This is a genomic window from Marinimicrobium sp. UBA4509 (genome assembly GCF_002388575.1).
Lineage (GTDB): Bacteria > Pseudomonadota > Gammaproteobacteria > Pseudomonadales > Cellvibrionaceae > Marinimicrobium > Marinimicrobium koreense.
Map to the genome: position 1 here is coordinate 1 of NZ_DGMV01000008.1, position 14,945 is coordinate 14,945.

The window sequence follows — 14,945 nt, forward strand, 5'->3', positions numbered from 1 at the left end:
AACGGTATACCCCACGAGCGCCCGGACTCTCCGACTTCAAAAAACTGACAATGATTTCTAAATGGACCATATAAAATCGAAAATAACCATCGACTTTGCCCAGTATAGTGACGGCGGACGCAAAGGCGAAAATCAGGATACCATTGGGGCGCGCTTGCCCGATGACGCGGCGCTTACCCACAAAGGCATCGCCATTGCCATCGCCGATGGCGTCAGCTCCAGCGCCGCCGCGCGCGAAGCCAGCCAGACCGCCATAACCGGATTCTTGACCGACTACTACGCCACCCCCGACACCTGGAGCACCCGGCAATCCGGTCAGCGAGTACTGCAATCCCTCAATCGTAGCCTCTGGGGCCTAAGTCGCAACAGCGTGCGCGGTGAAGGGCTGCTTACCACCTTCAGCGCCCTCATCCTCAAAGGCAACAACGCCTACCTCTTTCACGTCGGCGACACCCGCATTTACCTCTGGCGCAGCGGCCAACTCGAACAACTCACCCGGGACCACTGCCAATCACTCAGCCGCGAAGAAACCTACCTGAGCCGGGCACTGGGCGCCGACGTTGGCGTCGAGGTGGATTTTCACACCCTGGAAGTACACGTTGGCGATGTATTCATTCTGACCAGCGATGGCATCCACGATCACCTGCCCGAAGACCGCCTGCGCGTGCTGATCAAAACCCACTGCGATCACCCGCAGCAACTGGTGGAGAAAGCCAGTAAAGCTGCGCTCGACAATGGCAGTGATGACAATCTGAGCATACAGGTAGCCGCGGTCCGGCAACTGGGACACGCCAATCAGGATGACGCCATGGACGTACTGGCGCGACTGCCTTTTCCGCCATTACTCGATACAGGGCAGACCCTGGATGGGTTGCGGGTGGAAAAACCACTGCACGAGTCCAACCGAAGCCAGGTCTACCAGGTGCAGGACGACGCCGGGCGAAGGATGATCATGAAAACCCCCTCGGTTTTATACAGCGACGACCCTGCGTACCTCGAACGATTTGTGATGGAAGCCTGGATAGGCGCACGGATTCAAAGCCCTCAGGTCGCCAGGGTTATGTCGGGCCCCGAGCCCCGTTCGTGTCTGTACTATCTGACCGAGTACATACCCGGGCCAACGCTCGGGCAATTGATGGCCGAACGCGGACCTCTGGCAATCAATGACGCGGTGGACATTACCGGGCAGTTGATCAAGGGTATACGCTCCTTTCATCGAAAGGAGACCCTGCATCAGGACATCAAGCCGGACAATATTGTTATGGGACCGAAGGGACCAGTGATCGTGGATTTCGGCTCCTGCTGGGTCGCCAGCGTGGAAGAGCTGGAGGCCCCCTTTACCCGAGATAAGATTCTGGGAACCATGGATTACTCTGCCCCGGAATATCGCTACGGTGGCCAGACCGGCCCGCGTTCCGACCAATTTTCCCTCGCCGTATTGTTGTACGAAATGCTCACCGGCCAGAAGCCGTACGGCGACGCTTATGGCAAAGCGTTGAACGAACGCCAGTTGCAGAAGTTACGCTATCAGCCCGCTCGCCATCACAACCCGATGGTGCCGTTGTGGCTGGACAAAGCGCTGGAGAAAGCCCTGAGCCTTCAGCCCCAACAGCGCTACGATGCCCTTTCCGAATGGTGGCAGGATCTTCAGCGGCCCAACCCGCGGTGGACGCGAGACGCGGGGCTACCCATATTGCAACGGCGACCCGAATGGGTGTGGCCGGTGCTGGCCATCAGCGGATGGGCCATCGTCCTGGTCTTGGCCTGGCACCTTTGGAAACCGTAGGTCGGATCGGTCCGACGCTTCGGAGCAAAGCGTAATCCGACACTATCCACCAGACGGTATCATTGGAGCAACCGCAGCATCTCCAACATGGCCCGACCATTGTGGTAAGGACCCTTCCAGGGGCCGAGCTTGTACGAAGGCGCGAGGCTTTGATCATCCAGCGTCGAAAGCCATAACCACTCGCCGTTTTCAGCCCTGTGATAGCGCTTGATAAACGACCAGAGTCGTTCCGTTGTCGCCAGGAAATCCTCGTTACCGGACAGGGTATAGGCTTTGTAATAACCCACCATGGCCTCGGCCTGCACCCACCAGACCCTTTCATGATTGAACGCCTGAGTCGCAAACTCAAAGCCGTCGTACATTTCGCCGTGCTCACCCATGGATTCGCGGAGACAGACGTAGGCGGTGCCGAGAACGCTCGGTTTCAGGCGCTCGCTGACCGCTGCATCGGCAAGGGACTCGGTGGCTTTTGCCAGCAACCAGCTGCACTCGATGTCGTGCCCGTAGGTATAACCGGGCGAATGATCCTGCCAGTCGTGATCCATGAACATGCGCAGGTGGAAGTTATCTTTGTTGATGATATGACGATCAAAACAATCAATCGCGTAATGCAGTGCGTCAGCGACTGAAGCGCGCGCATCCACCTGATAGAGAGTGGTGTATGCCTCCACCACATGCAGATGGGTGTTCATGGTTTTGGGGAAGTTAAGGTCCTTGTCGCTCAGGCGCACATCGTCCAGCGCGCCCCACTGGCGATTGAACGCCTCCAGATAACCACCCTTCGCAGGATCGACAGTGTGACGCTCCAGAAGGTCGAACGTCTGCTGCGCCTGCTGTAAAGCCAGGGGCTCGCCGGTCAACTGGTAATAGGCGACCAGGGCATAGATCGCAAAGGCCTGAGCGTACACCTGCTTTTTGGTGTCTTTAGGCGCTCCGTCTGCATCCAGAGTCCAGAAAAAACCGCCGTACGCTTCATCCAGAAAGTGAGCGAGAAGATACCGGTAACCGCGCTCCGCCGCCTCGCGATAACGGGGGTCATCCACCTCGCTGGCCAGTTCGCTGAAAAACCACAGAATGCGCGTATTCAGTACCACACCTTTGTCGGCGTCCGGCACCGGCACATTATCGACTCCCACTTCACCGTAAAAGCCACCGCGCTCCTGGTCCTGAGCATAGGCCAACCACCAGTCGGCAATCGATAGCAATTCCGAGCGGAACTCATGACTCAATTCCGACAACGGGCTTTTCACTGCGGGCTCGTATAACGCCATCAGTTGTTCATTCCTTCCAGCAGCGAGAGATTGGCCTCAATCAATGCGTTTCGGGTCGCCACCGACGCCGCAGAGCGCAACCCATCCTCTGGCGTATTGAGCGCGTAATCCACCAGTTTGTCGACGGTCGATGTCGCCACATGCATGCGGGTATCGGATGAGGCGTAATAGATGAACACCTCGTGGTTGTCGTTGACGATCCAGCCATTGGCAAACGCCACGTTGGAGACATCCCCCACCCGCTCATCACCCTGAGGCGCAATGAAGTGACCGCCGGGACGATGGGTGACCACCCAGGGGCGCTCCAGCTCGGTCATGAAAACGTACAACACATAGCGAAGCCCGGCGGCGGTGTTGCGCACCCCGTGAGCCAGATGCAGCCAGCCGTGTTCCGTTTTGATGGGCGCAGGACCTTGACCGTTTTTCACCTCTTTGATGGTGTGGTACTCCTTGCCATCGACAATCACTTCCGCTTTGATTTCGGCGTTTTCCATGGAGGCGCACAGGCCCCAGCCGATACCGCCCCCCTTACCCACACTGATAAAGCCGTCCTGCGGCCGGGTGTACAAGGCATATTGACCATCGACAAACTCCGGATGCAGCACCACGTTGCGCTGTTGGCCGGAATAGGTGATGAGATCCGGCAGCCGCTCCCAGCTCACCAGATCCCTGGTGCGCGCTATGCCGCACTGCGCCTCGGCGGCGGACAGATCATCGGGCCGGCTCTGGTCTTTGCGTTCGGTACAGAACAGGCCGTAGATATAGCCATCTTCGTGGGCGGTCAGGCGCATGTCGTAAACATTGGTATCGGGCCGCTCGGTTTCCGGCAGAGTGATCGGATAATCCCAGAAGCGGAAGTTGTCCACCCCGTTGGGACTTTCGGCGATCGCAAAAAAGGATTTTCGATCATCCCCTTCGACACGTACCGCCAGAAGGTACTTGCCTTTCCAGTACAGCGCGCCGGAATTGAAGGTGGCATTCACCCCCAGGCGTTCCATCAGGTGAGGATTGCTGGCCGGGTTCAGGTCATAGCGCCAGAACACCGGCGTGTGCGCGGCGGTCAGAATCGGGGATTGCCAACGCTGGTAAATACCATTGCCACCCGGGGCGGGCTGGTTCTTGCGGGTAATCAGGGTTTCATGGTCGCTCAGCAGCGAGCGGACAGCGTGGTTGAAATCGTTCATGTACAAGGGGTCCTGACGGTTGGCCGGACAGGTGAAAACGCCCGGCGTTGTTCGATACTCGTATTCGGCAACTGGAGCGCTGTACCGGCTGGGTTTATTCGGCGCCACAATGCCACTCAATGTAATCGGTTACAAAACAGATTGCAAGGTCTGCCTTCAATCTGATGGTCAATACGACTCAACTCAAATCGTTGAGTCGCCGCAATGGCCCACAGATCAGTGCCGGGACACGATATGGGCATCCGCCTCCTGCACCACATCGGCGGGCATATCGTCCGGATAATCCTCCAGCTTGCACCACCAGTTGCGCCACAGGAACAGACTGGTCAGCACGACCACCAGGGTCGCCAGCGCGAACTCCTGCCAGTGCTGGATCACCATAAAAATCGGCATCGCCACCAGGGCGGTTTGCCACACCACGCCAACCACAACATTCAGCGCATCCCGGGCAAAGTGTGGATTGACCTTCACCCCCGGGTGCTCGGCCTGCACCGCCTCGCGTACCGGCCCCCAGAAGCCCCAGGGGCGCACCTTCACATAGAAGCGCTTGAGCACCTCCATATCATCCGGCGCGGTCAGCAGGGACGCCAACACACAGGCCAGCAGACAGGCCGCCAACATGTAAGGGAAGGCGTACAGCGGGTCCAGGTCGGTCAGGGCCGGCAACGCCAGGGCAATGATCAACCCCACCACCATGCCGAAGAAATAGCCGTAACCGTTAAAGCGCCACCAATACCACTTGAGCACATTGGAGGCGGCATAGGCACCGTAGAGCCCACTGACGATCCAGGAAATGATTTCGTGCAGCGTGGGAATAAACAGCCCGATACCGACCCCCACCACCACAAAGGCGATGGACACGATGTAGCTAAGGTACACATAGCGCTTGGGCTCCGCCTCATCGTTGATATACCGCTTGTAGATGTCGTTAACGACATAGGCCGGGGCCGCATTGGTGGTCGCAGCGAAAGTGGACATAAAGGCGGCCAGCAAGCCGGCAATCAACAACCCGAGCAGACCGGTAGGGACGTAGTGCTTCATGGCCAGGGGCAGTATCTGCTCAAAATCCACCGCACCGCCCATGGCCCGCAGGTCGTCCATGAAAAACGCCAGCGCCAAAACCGTCAGGCCGGTAATCAGCATATAGCGCGGAAACAGCATCACCACATTCACAAACCAGCTCACCTTGGCCGCCTCGATGGGCGACTGCGCCGAGAGAATACGCTGCATATCGTAGTTGGGGGCCGGGCCAGCCATGCTCACCAGAATCCCCTTGAGCAACATCAGCATGAAGAACACCCCAAAGAGCTCGTAGCCATCGGCGGCGATGCGGGCGTTGGCCGCCTCGAGGGTCCCACCCCAGTCGATATCCAGGGTCCAGCCGATGCCCACACTGGTCCAGCCATCCGGAATGATTGCCTGCAACACCTCGGGGGAGACTTGCTGCATGGCAATGAAGCCCACCGCGACACAGGCAATGGTCATGATGAAAAACTGCAGCACCTCGGTGAATACCACACTGAACATACCGCCCTTGACCACATACACGGTGGTGACCGCGGTGATGATCAGGCCGTAATAGATTTCGTTCCAGTACTGATCCGGGTGCAGCTGCCAGGGCAGAAAGACAGCAGCGAATTTACCGATACCGATAAAACCGTAGGCCAGGAAACTCAACACCCCAATCAGCGCAAAGGCCACCACACTCAGATGCGACAGGCGTGCCCCCAGGCCGTCGCCAAACCGGAAGGTGATCCACTCCGCCCCGGTCATCACCCCGGAGCGGCGCAACCACACCGAGAGAAACACCATCAGGAACACCTGGTTGAACACCGGCCAGAGCCAGGGAATGTAGATGCTGGTCAGGCCGTAGATGAACAGCAGGGACACCAGCCACATGGTACCGCTGATGTCGAACTGCCCCGAGGCGTTGGAAATACCCAGGTAATACCAGCGCAGCTTGTTACCGCCTAGAAAATAACTGCGGATATTGTCCGAGGCCCGCCGCGATACCCACAGCCCTACCCCGAGTGTGGCAACGCCGTACAGCAGGATGATCGCGAGATCCAGGGGGGCGAGATTAAACTGCATAGTGAAAAGTCCCATTATTATTGACGAGGCGACCGCCCGCTTGCGTCGCCCCGTTTGTCATAGCCGCTCACAGCAGAACAAAATGCCGGATGAACGCCGAAAGATGCGCAAATGTAACCGGTTCCATGACGTATTGCAAGCGCCACCCTCCCACTACCCACCGATCGCTGGCGCTCAACCTCTCATCCGGCTGTACAAGCGCGGGGGAGGCGATTATCCTAGCTCCCACTTACAGTCGCAGGGACCACATCGCGCGTCCTGAGAGCCTGAGGGAGGCCGCCCGCCGGCGCAACCCACTATCGGCACAGGCTCCGAGTCCAACAACAATCCCATAATAAATAATGAGGTGTTCAGTGAACGAACCTTCCCAGCACAAGCTATCGATTCTTGAAAAGTCCGGCTACGCCATGGGCGATGCCGCCGCGAACCTGGTATGGCGCGGCGCGCTGGCGTATCTTGCCATTTTCTACACCGACACTCTGGGCATTTCCGCCGCGGCCGCCGCATTGCTGCTGCTGTTGGTGCGCCTGTCGGATGGCATGACCGACATCGTGATGGGCATGGTGGCGGACCGCACCCAATCCCGGCACGGGCGCTTCCGCCCTTGGATTCTCTGGTCCGCCCCGGTGCTGGGCCTGTTTATGGTCCTGGCCTTTACCGCCCCCGACCTGAGCCCGGGCATGAAGCTCGCCTGGGCCTATTTCACCTATATCGGCCTGACCCTGGCCTATACGGTGAACAACGTGCCCTACTCGGCCCTGATGGGCGTGATGACCCCCAGCCACAATGAGCGCAGCGTGCTGTCGGGCTACCGCTTTGCCGGCGCCTTTCTGGGCGGTATTCTGGTGATGGGGTTCACCCCCATGATGGTGGAATATTTCGGTCAGGGCGACTCCGCCCAAGGGTATCAGCGGACCATGTATGTGTTCGCGGCACTGCTGGTCACCCTCTGTATCATCACTTTTGTCACCACCCGCGAGAGGGTGGAATCCGCCGTAAACCAGGCCTCTCTCGGCAAGGAATTGAAAGATCTGGCGTTCAACCTGCCGCTGATCATTGTTCCGTTGATGGCGATTTCGGCCTTCTTTTACGCTGTCACCCAAGAGCCCGACGCACGCTATCAGCTCGATCCGACCATCACCGGCATCGTCTCACTGCTGGTGCTTGCGGCGACCGGCTACTTTGTGCGGCGTCTGATCCGCATGCCCGAGAGCGCCACCACGCCCTCTCAGCGGGACCTGATCGACCTGCTCACCAACAAGCCCTGGCTGATGGTTCTGGGGTTGGGTTTTCTGACCATGCTGTTTAACGGCATCAAGTACGGCGTGATCGCCTACTACTTCACTCACTACGTGGGCGATGCAGCCCTGGCCGGAATCTATTTCATGGTGCTGCTGGCGGTATCCATTGTCGCGGCGCTGACCGCCGGCTACCTGGGCCGCCTGCTGGGCAAGAAAACCCTGTTTATCATTTCCTTGTCGGTCAGTGGAATACTGACTTGTGGCCTTTTCTACCTCCCTCCCGATGGTTTCTGGGTGTTCAACTTGAACCTTTCCTGGATTCCACTTTTGGAAGACGGTCTGGAAGTGCGGATTTATTGGGTCTACTTGCTAGGTGGCGCTGCGGAATTCTTCGCCGCCTTTATGCCGGTGCTCACCTTCAGCATGCTCGGCGACACCGCCGATTACTCGGAATGGAAACACGGGCGCCGCGCCACCGGGTTGTTCTACTCGGCGGGCACGTTCATCCAGAAAACCGGCGGCGGCTTTGCCGGGGCCCTGGTGCTGGTGGTACTGGCCGGTTACGGCTACGTGGGCACCGACCCGGAGACCATCAAGGCAGCCACCGCCGGCATGGTGCACCTGATGAGCTGGATTCCGGCCCTGTTCGCCTTTCTGGCCATTCTGCTGCTGGTGGTGTATCCGTTAAACGCCGAGCGCATGAATCAGATAGAATATGAATTACGCCAGCGCCGCCGCGATGCGGGGGTCAGCGACAGCTGATGCGAAGGGATTGGCGCCAGCGGCGGAATACGGTACCTTGTACGGCTGACCTGTCGGCCGTTCCAATCCAATAAACGAGTTGCGCTATGTCCAGCATTCGAGATGTCGCCCGCGAGGCGGGTGTCTCCGTCGCCACGGTTTCACGTGCCCTGAGCATGCCCGAAAAGGTCTCTGAAGAGGCCATGAACAAGGTGCACCGCGCCATCGAAAAGGTCGGCTACCGACCCAATATGCTGGCCCGCAACTTCCGTTCGGCGCGCTCTTACGCCATCGTGGTACTGGTCCCGGACATCGCCAACCCGTTTTATTCGCTGGTCATCCGCGCCATCGAGGATCGCGCCCAACAAAAGGGCTACGCGGTCCTGCTCGGGGATACCCGGGGCACGCCGGAGCGTGAGCTGGAGTACATCCGCCGGGTGGAAACCCGGCTGGCGGACGGCCTCCTGCAACTGCGCCCCCACTCGGAAAAAACCCACAATGTGATTCCGCCGGATATCGCCACGGTCAATGCCTGCGGCTGTGAGTACACCACCGGCCCGTCGGTGCGCATCGACAACCGGGGTGCGGCAAAAACCATCGTGGATTACCTGATCTCTCTGGGGCACCGACGCATCGGCGCCATCTCGGGTCTGAAAGACAACCCACACGCCATCGATCGGATGAAAGGGTATAAAGAAAGCCTGGCCGAACACGGCATCCCGTTCGATCCGGACCTGGTGGCCGAAGGCGACTTCACCATGTGGTCGGGCCTGAACAGCGCTTTCCAGTTCTGCCACATGAAGAACCGGCCCACCGCCATCTTCTCCACCAATGACGAAATGGCCATTGGCGCCATCCAGACGTTGAAGTCCCAGGGCATCCGGGTGCCGGAAGATATGTCGGTCACCGGCTTTGACGACATCGCCTACGCCAAGTACACCGACCCGAGCCTGACCACCATGTCCCAGCCCGCCGAGGAAATGGGCAAAATGGCGATGGACATGCTGCTCAAGATCATTGAAGGCGAGCCCCTGACCCAGACCGAGTGCGTGCTACCGACGGAATTCATTATCCGCAAAAGCACCGCCCCGGCACCGGGCGCCGAGCTGCCCAACACTCCCAAAAAGGTGACTCCCGCTCCCTAGAAGTGCGGGGCCTGAAGCGCCCGTGCGGCGCTAGCCACCGGCCCGACCTCTGGCGTAGTCCGCCACTTCCGCCGCCAGCACCACCAGGTGATACAGGGTGCTGGCGGGCGCCTTGTCCAGCACCACCTCATCATCGGCACCGCGCTGATCGACATAGGCACCGGGCGTGGTTGCGGTCAGGTAGTAAGTGAAAAGATCATCAATCGCCTGAACCGCCCGGGCTTCCGCTTCCGGGTCACCGGCGCGGGCGCGCACCAGGCTGCCTTTGATCAGCTCGGTCAGCCCCCAGCAGCGCTTGCTGTTTTTGAGTGGTGTGCCATCCGGCAGCACCTCATCCAGAACCAGACCGGACGCCACCCGGCCGATGGCCAGCCCCTGGCGATACAGCGCCTCGGTATAGACCTCTACCGGGTGCCCACTCAGGCGGTGGTACCAGTCCAACAGCCACACCCACTCGAACATGTGCCCCGGCTCCACCGGTGCCTGCTCGGGCGCATGTTTCAGGCGCCAGTCCTCTTCAAAGAACTCGAACAGCACCCCCCGCTCCGGGTCAAAAAAGCGGGTCTGGAACAGAGCGAACAGCTCACCGGCCCGAGCCAGCCATTTACCGTCGCCGCTGGCCTCATAGAGCGCCATCATGGCCTCGAACAGGTGCATATGGGGGTTCTGGCGGCGCTGGGCATAGTCGTAGTCGCCTTCCGTCCAGCCACCGTGCACCGAGGCGAAGTGCCGGTCCAGGTGGGCCATCAGGGCTTCGGCGCCGTCCAGATAGGCCCGGTCGCCAAACGCCCGATAACACCAGGCATAGGCGAGCAGGAAAAACGCGTGATCGTACAGATCCTGCTTCTGATCAATAACCTGAAAGTCCGGATTCATCAGGTGGGTAAAGCCGCCTCCGGCGTGGGGATGGGCCGTCCGCTCGGCCACAAAGCGCATCAGTTGGCGGGCCATGGCCTCACCGTCGCACCAGCCGCGTACGGTGGAAAACGCAAAGGCGAACGCCTGGCGGGCCTGGACCCGCACCCGGATATTGGAGGGAAGATCAATCGAGCCATCGGCGTTCAACGCCTCCCAGTGGCCTCCATGCTCGGGGCTCAGGCCAACGCGCTGCCACAGCGGCAGTGATTCGCGGGCAATCCAGCGTTCGAGACGCTCGGCCGCGTCCTTGATCGTTTGAGTCATATCCGGTGTGTTCCAGTCATTCACAGTGTCAGAAACAGAGAGTGTCAGAAGCAGAGAGGCCCTCTGGTCGCGGACAGTTTACCCATCAACGCCGAGCAGAGCACCCCTGAAACTCGAGCCCTAAAATAAAGCACCCCGGCTGAAACCAGCCGGGGTGAAAGGGTACAACAGCTTGGGTAAAAAGCTCACCGCGCGCAAGCGCCGGTCCTGGCGATGCCCACAGCAGCGCTGACCAGTGCAATATGTAAACGGTTTACCGCAGGATAACCGGTTTAATGCACCAATCAGGCTCGTATTGTGCGCATTTTTGTAACCGGTTTCAATATGTTTTGTGAAGCTTCTTCCAGTGAAGATCAAAATCGGGACGCCAGAAAGAAAAAAGCCGGGCTACTGACGCAGCCCGGCGAAACATGGAGAGAACAAAAGATACAACCAAAACAACGTCTACCAAGACACAGCTCTGCTTGGCGGCCGCAAGGGGTGCCTGCAGCCTGGGCGGGAGCCCTGAAAGGGGACGGACCCACGCCATACCAAGGACATCGCTTATGGTAATAATGAGTATAAGACCCGATTTGCGATATTGTCAAGGTGACAATAAAGATTTTTTCAGTGCAGTGTCTGATCGCCCAGCAGCGCCTGAATATCGCCCGCGTTGAAGGAGTAATGCTGATTGCAGAACTGGCAATCGATACTGATCTTGCCCCCCTGCTCGATCAGCAACTGGTCCACCTCTTCACGGCCCAGGGAGAGCAGCGCATTGGCGCTGCGCTCGCGGGAACAACTGCAGCGAAAGCGCAGCTCGCTGGGGTCGAACAGGCGCAGCTGGTATTCGTTGAACAGCCGATAAAGGACATCGGCATGGGGCAGCCCCAGCAGTTCCTCGTCCTTGACCGTCGAAGCCAGGGTTCCCAGGGTTTCCCAGTGGTCCCGGTTTTCGTCCGGGTCCGCGTGCTTCTGGGTCGGCAACGCCTGGAGCATTAGCCCGGTGCAGGCCTGTTCGCCGGTGGCGAACCACAGCCGGGTTTTGAGCTGTTCGGACTGGTAGAAGTAGTGTTCAAGGCACTCGGCCAGGTTGTCGCTGTCCATGGGCACCACCCCCTGATAGCGCTCACCGCGCTCCGGCTCGATGGTGATGGCCATGATGCCCTTGCCCAGCAAATCGCCCACACCGCGCCCCTGAGGGCGGTCAGCGCTGTCTTTCAGCCGGATGATGCCGCGCAGGTTTTTGTGATGGTCGCACTCGGCCATCACCATACTGACCACTCCGTCGCCTTGGGCCTGCAGGCTGATCATGCCATTGAACTTCAGGGTGCTACTCAGCAGCGCCACCGCCGCCAGAAATTCTCCGAGCAGTTCACGGACACCCTCCGGGTAGGGGTTGTTGTTCATCACTTCCCGGTAGCTCGCGCCAAGGGTGACAATTTCTCCTCGAACGTCGCATTCGTCGAACAGGAAGCGGTGCAGCAGGTCGTTATCGAACATGGGGTGTTGTAGTCCAATTCAGTAGTGATGAGAGGGTGGATAAGGCACCGGGAGGCGCCGGCAGGCGCGCTATGGACCCAGTTCCTGACGCCGGAAGCGGTGAATCTGGCGGCGCTCCTTCTTGTTGGGCCGGTGGTCGCTGATGATCTGACCGGCGAGCCCACCGGCCTTGCGTTGCGCCGCCCGCTCCTCGCGCAGGGCGATGCTCTCGGCGGTCTCCTCGTACAGCAACTGGGCTTCGGGCGCGCCCCGCCGCTGGTCCGACAGCGCTTTGATCACCACGGTTTTGTCATCAAAACCCTGGCGGATCTTCAGGGTCAGCCCCAGCGTCACATCCTTGCTGGGTTTCACCCGCTGCCCGTCGCACTGGACCTTGCCGCCCTCGACGGCCTGCTTGGCGATGCTGCGGGTCTTGTAAAACCGGGCGGCCCATAGCCACTTGTCGATTCGGACTTTCTCCAGAGGTTCACTCATGCGCTTTTCGGTCGTTCCGGGGGCGTAATTTCATCAAAATGGTGAATGGCCGGGTAATCTTCCACCAGGCGTTCATTCTGGCTGTCCGGCTGATGGATACACAGCAGGTGGCGGATACCGTAGTCCCGGGCCGAGGCCAGTACTCGCGGGGTGTCGTCCACAAACAGGGTCCGCTCCGGGTCAAAGGGCTCTCGCTCCTTCAGCCGATCCCAGAAGGCCTGGGACTCTTTGGGCTCATTCAGCTCGTGGGATGAGATGATACCATCCAGCCAGCGGTCGATGGCGGTCTCTTCCAGTTTCAGGGACAGGCTCAGCGGATGTGCGTTGGTCACCAGCACCCGGCGCTTGCCGTGCTCCTGAAGGCGAGTCAGGAAGGTTTCCACGTGGGGACGAATCTGGATCTTGTGGCGCACTTCCTCTTTCAGGCCCCGGATATCCAGGGACAGGGAACGGGACCAGTGCTCCAGGCAGTACCACTCCAGGGTGCCCTGGCGCGCCTCAATGCGCTCCATCAGGAATTCGGTCGCCGCCGCCTGATCCAGCCCGTGGATTTCCGCGTAGCGCTTTGGGAGGTGATTCAGCCAAAAATAGTTGTCGAAATGGAGGTCCAACAGGGTACCATCCATATCGAGCAACACGGTGTCGATCTCTTGCCAGTTGATCATGCCGGGAACAGCCTATTACAACGGAGTTTGACGTCCAGTATGCCCAGAAAACCCGAGATATTAAAGCGCCACACCGTCGCCCGCAGCCGCCTCTTCCGCGCCGATGAGCTGCTGCTACGCTTCAGCAATGGCGAGGAACGCGTGTACGAAAAGCTCTGTGCGGGCGGCCCCGGAGCGGTGCTGATGGTGCCCATTCTGGACGACGGCCGGGTCGTGATGATCCGGGAGTACGCCGCCGGCATCGATGACTATCACCTGGCGCTGCCCAAGGGCGCCGTGGACCGGGGCGAGGAGATTCTGGATGCCGCCAACCGGGAGTTGAAAGAGGAAACCGGCTATGGCGCCCGGGATCTGCGTTTTCTCAAGCGGATGCACCTCTCGCCCGCCTATATGGAGCACGGCATCAACGTGATTCTTGCCCGGGGTCTGTACCCGGAATCACTTGAGGGAGACGAGCCGGAGCCGATTGAAGTGGTTCCGGTGGCGTTCGACGACCTGCTGGAGCTGGTCATCCAGGATGAAGTGTGCGAAGGCCGCTCGATCGCCGCGTTGTTTTACGCCAAAGCCTGGCTCGAAAAACACGGCTGAATGGCCCCGATTTTGCGCTTATAACCTGCACAGTCGAGCCATGCGCCAAACGGCCATTTTGGTAACAAAACAGTCTATTGGAACACAGAACAGCGCGGGGATATTGGACTATTCTATAACACTAAAGGACACGCAAGGAGATTGACCATGACCCGACCCAACCACGCCTTCAGCGCCTCGCTCAAGGGGACCGAGCAACTCCGTGAAAAACTCATCGGAGAGATCACCCGCTTTGAACGCCAACTCGATGCCCTCAAAGCCAGCGATGAACCCGTCGATTTCAGCATGATGCAAACCTACAAAGAGTTGATCCACTCCCGCCGGGACATGCTGGCTCAGTTACCCGCATCGTTTTAATGACGAGAGCGTCTGCAACCCGCTGAATTTTCGCTATACTGGCACCCTGACAATCCCATAACACACAAGGATTCAATGGATGCTGGTTACCAATCTCGAGATCGTACCGGGCCGTAAAGTCAAAGATCATCTGGGCCTGGTTCAGGGCAGCACCGTGCGCGCCAAGCACGTCGGTCGTGACATTGCCGCCTCGTTCAAGAACGTCTTTGGTGGCGAACTCAAAGGTTACACGGAACTCCTCAACGACTCCCGCCAGGAAGCCATTGAGCGGATGAAAGCCCAGGCAGAATCCATTGGCGCCAACGCCGTACTCAATGTGCGTTTCTCCACCAGTTCCGTCGCCCAGGGCGCCGCCGAATTGTTTGTCTACGGCAGCGCCGTGGTGCTTGAGGACTGAACGCATGAACACACTCATGTCGCTGCAGTTGCTCGGGCCGCTGATATTCGGCCTTGTGCTTCTGGCAACCGGTTTTGTCTCCGGTCGCATTCTCGAGCGTCGCCACTACCAGCGTATTATCGAAGCCGAAACACGCCCCGGCCAGGTCATGGTCTTTTCCGAACGCCTACCACCCCCGGAACTGACCCCACCGCAAACCCAACTGGTCATGGGCTCCGTCGTCGTATCAGTGGACTACTTCAAACGCTTTATCGCCGCCCTGCGGTTGCTGGTGGGTGGTCGCCTGAACAGCTACGAATCCCTGATCGACCGGGCACGTCGTGAAGCACTGCTGCGACTGC

14 protein-coding genes are annotated in these 14,945 nt (G+C 59.2%); 7 read left to right on the forward strand and 7 right to left on the reverse strand.

Annotated features, from left to right (window positions below):
- Positions 1 to 61: 61 nt before the first annotated feature.
- Entirely contained in the window at positions 62 to 1,786 is a 1,725-nt protein-coding gene (locus B3520_RS00670; protein WP_286875088.1) for a bifunctional protein-serine/threonine kinase/phosphatase, read from the forward strand.
- A 59-nt stretch (positions 1,787 to 1,845) separates the two neighbouring features.
- On the opposite strand, the gene B3520_RS00675 is transcribed toward B3520_RS00670, so the two are convergent.
- The 3 genes from B3520_RS00675 to B3520_RS00685 all read right to left on the reverse strand — a co-directional run bounded on the left by B3520_RS00675 (position 1,846) and on the right by B3520_RS00685 (position 6,332).
- On the reverse strand, positions 1,846 to 3,057 hold the full coding sequence (locus B3520_RS00675; protein WP_286807377.1) for an AGE family epimerase/isomerase: 1,212 nt from the start codon (positions 3,055 to 3,057) through the stop codon (positions 1,846 to 1,848).
- A complete protein-coding gene (mgp130, locus tag B3520_RS00680; protein ID WP_286807376.1) occupies positions 3,057 to 4,241 on the reverse strand; it encodes a 4-O-beta-d-mannosyl-d-glucose phosphorylase Mgp130 in 1,185 nt (394 codons plus the stop codon). The genes B3520_RS00675 and mgp130 overlap by 1 nt, the downstream gene beginning before the upstream one ends.
- A 216-nt stretch (positions 4,242 to 4,457) precedes the next feature.
- Positions 4,458 to 6,332 (reverse strand): sodium:solute symporter family protein, encoded by a 1,875-nt coding sequence (locus tag B3520_RS00685; protein ID WP_286807375.1) that lies wholly within the window; start codon positions 6,330 to 6,332, stop codon positions 4,458 to 4,460.
- 353 nt (positions 6,333 to 6,685) lie between these two features.
- Between B3520_RS00685 and B3520_RS00690 the strand changes: the two genes are divergently transcribed.
- Positions 6,686 to 8,335 carry an MFS transporter gene (locus B3520_RS00690; protein ID WP_024462073.1) on the forward strand — a complete coding sequence of 550 codons (1,650 nt, stop codon included), beginning with the start codon at positions 6,686 to 6,688 and terminating at the stop codon, positions 8,333 to 8,335.
- Positions 8,336 to 8,421: 86 nt separating this feature from the next.
- Positions 8,422 to 9,459, forward strand: coding sequence for a LacI family DNA-binding transcriptional regulator (locus B3520_RS00695; protein ID WP_024462072.1), 1,038 nt, complete (start codon positions 8,422 to 8,424; stop codon positions 9,457 to 9,459).
- Between the two features lie 30 nt (positions 9,460 to 9,489).
- On the opposite strand, the gene B3520_RS00700 is transcribed toward B3520_RS00695, so the two are convergent.
- The 4 genes from B3520_RS00700 to yrfG all read right to left on the reverse strand — a co-directional run bounded on the left by B3520_RS00700 (position 9,490) and on the right by yrfG (position 13,262).
- On the reverse strand, positions 9,490 to 10,641 hold the full coding sequence (locus tag B3520_RS00700) for an AGE family epimerase/isomerase (protein WP_286807373.1): 1,152 nt from the start codon (positions 10,639 to 10,641) through the stop codon (positions 9,490 to 9,492).
- Positions 10,642 to 11,247: 606 nt separating this feature from the next.
- Entirely contained in the window at positions 11,248 to 12,123 is an 876-nt protein-coding gene (hslO, locus tag B3520_RS00705) for an Hsp33 family molecular chaperone HslO (RefSeq protein ID WP_286875090.1), read from the reverse strand.
- A 69-nt stretch (positions 12,124 to 12,192) separates the two neighbouring features.
- On the reverse strand, positions 12,193 to 12,585 hold the full coding sequence (gene hslR, locus B3520_RS00710; RefSeq protein WP_286807405.1) for a ribosome-associated heat shock protein Hsp15: 393 nt from the start codon (positions 12,583 to 12,585) through the stop codon (positions 12,193 to 12,195).
- Between the two features lie 8 nt (positions 12,586 to 12,593).
- On the reverse strand, positions 12,594 to 13,262 hold the full coding sequence (yrfG, locus tag B3520_RS00715; protein WP_024462068.1) for a GMP/IMP nucleotidase: 669 nt from the start codon (positions 13,260 to 13,262) through the stop codon (positions 12,594 to 12,596).
- 39 nt (positions 13,263 to 13,301) lie between these two features.
- On the opposite strand from yrfG, the gene nudE reads away from it, so the two are divergent.
- The 4 genes from nudE to B3520_RS00735 all read left to right on the forward strand — a co-directional run.
- A complete protein-coding gene (gene nudE, locus B3520_RS00720) occupies positions 13,302 to 13,850 on the forward strand; it encodes an ADP compounds hydrolase NudE (RefSeq protein WP_024462067.1) in 549 nt (182 codons plus the stop codon).
- A gap of 147 nt (positions 13,851 to 13,997) precedes the next feature.
- On the forward strand, positions 13,998 to 14,207 hold the full coding sequence (locus tag B3520_RS00725) for a hypothetical protein (protein ID WP_024462066.1): 210 nt from the start codon (positions 13,998 to 14,000) through the stop codon (positions 14,205 to 14,207).
- A gap of 79 nt (positions 14,208 to 14,286) precedes the next feature.
- On the forward strand, positions 14,287 to 14,604 hold the full coding sequence (locus tag B3520_RS00730; protein ID WP_024462065.1) for a YbjQ family protein: 318 nt from the start codon (positions 14,287 to 14,289) through the stop codon (positions 14,602 to 14,604).
- A 4-nt stretch (positions 14,605 to 14,608) separates the two neighbouring features.
- The coding region (locus B3520_RS00735) for a YbjQ family protein (RefSeq protein WP_286875094.1) at positions 14,609 to 14,945 on the forward strand (337 nt) is incomplete at its 3' end.

Excerpts from the sequence above, each read along its gene's own strand:
- nudE (WP_024462067.1), top strand. The coding sequence starts at position 13,302 with ATGCCCAGAAAACCCGAGATATTAAAGCGCCACACCGTCGCCCGCAGC.
- B3520_RS00695 (WP_024462072.1), top strand. The coding sequence starts at position 8,422 with ATGTCCAGCATTCGAGATGTCGCCCGCGAGGCGGGTGTCTCCGTCGCC.
- B3520_RS00685 (WP_286807375.1), bottom strand. The coding sequence starts at position 6,332 with ATGCAGTTTAATCTCGCCCCCCTGGATCTCGCGATCATCCTGCTGTAC.
- hslO (WP_286875090.1), bottom strand. The coding sequence starts at position 12,123 with ATGTTCGATAACGACCTGCTGCACCGCTTCCTGTTCGACGAATGCGAC.
- B3520_RS00725 (WP_024462066.1), top strand. The coding sequence starts at position 13,998 with ATGACCCGACCCAACCACGCCTTCAGCGCCTCGCTCAAGGGGACCGAG.
- mgp130 (WP_286807376.1), bottom strand. The coding sequence starts at position 4,241 with ATGAACGATTTCAACCACGCTGTCCGCTCGCTGCTGAGCGACCATGAA.
- yrfG (WP_024462068.1), bottom strand. The coding sequence starts at position 13,262 with ATGATCAACTGGCAAGAGATCGACACCGTGTTGCTCGATATGGATGGT.
- B3520_RS00700 (WP_286807373.1), bottom strand. The coding sequence starts at position 10,641 with ATGACTCAAACGATCAAGGACGCGGCCGAGCGTCTCGAACGCTGGATT.
- B3520_RS00730 (WP_024462065.1), top strand. The coding sequence starts at position 14,287 with ATGCTGGTTACCAATCTCGAGATCGTACCGGGCCGTAAAGTCAAAGAT.
- B3520_RS00670 (WP_286875088.1), top strand. The coding sequence starts at position 62 with ATGGACCATATAAAATCGAAAATAACCATCGACTTTGCCCAGTATAGT.
- B3520_RS00675 (WP_286807377.1), bottom strand. The coding sequence starts at position 3,057 with ATGGCGTTATACGAGCCCGCAGTGAAAAGCCCGTTGTCGGAATTGAGT.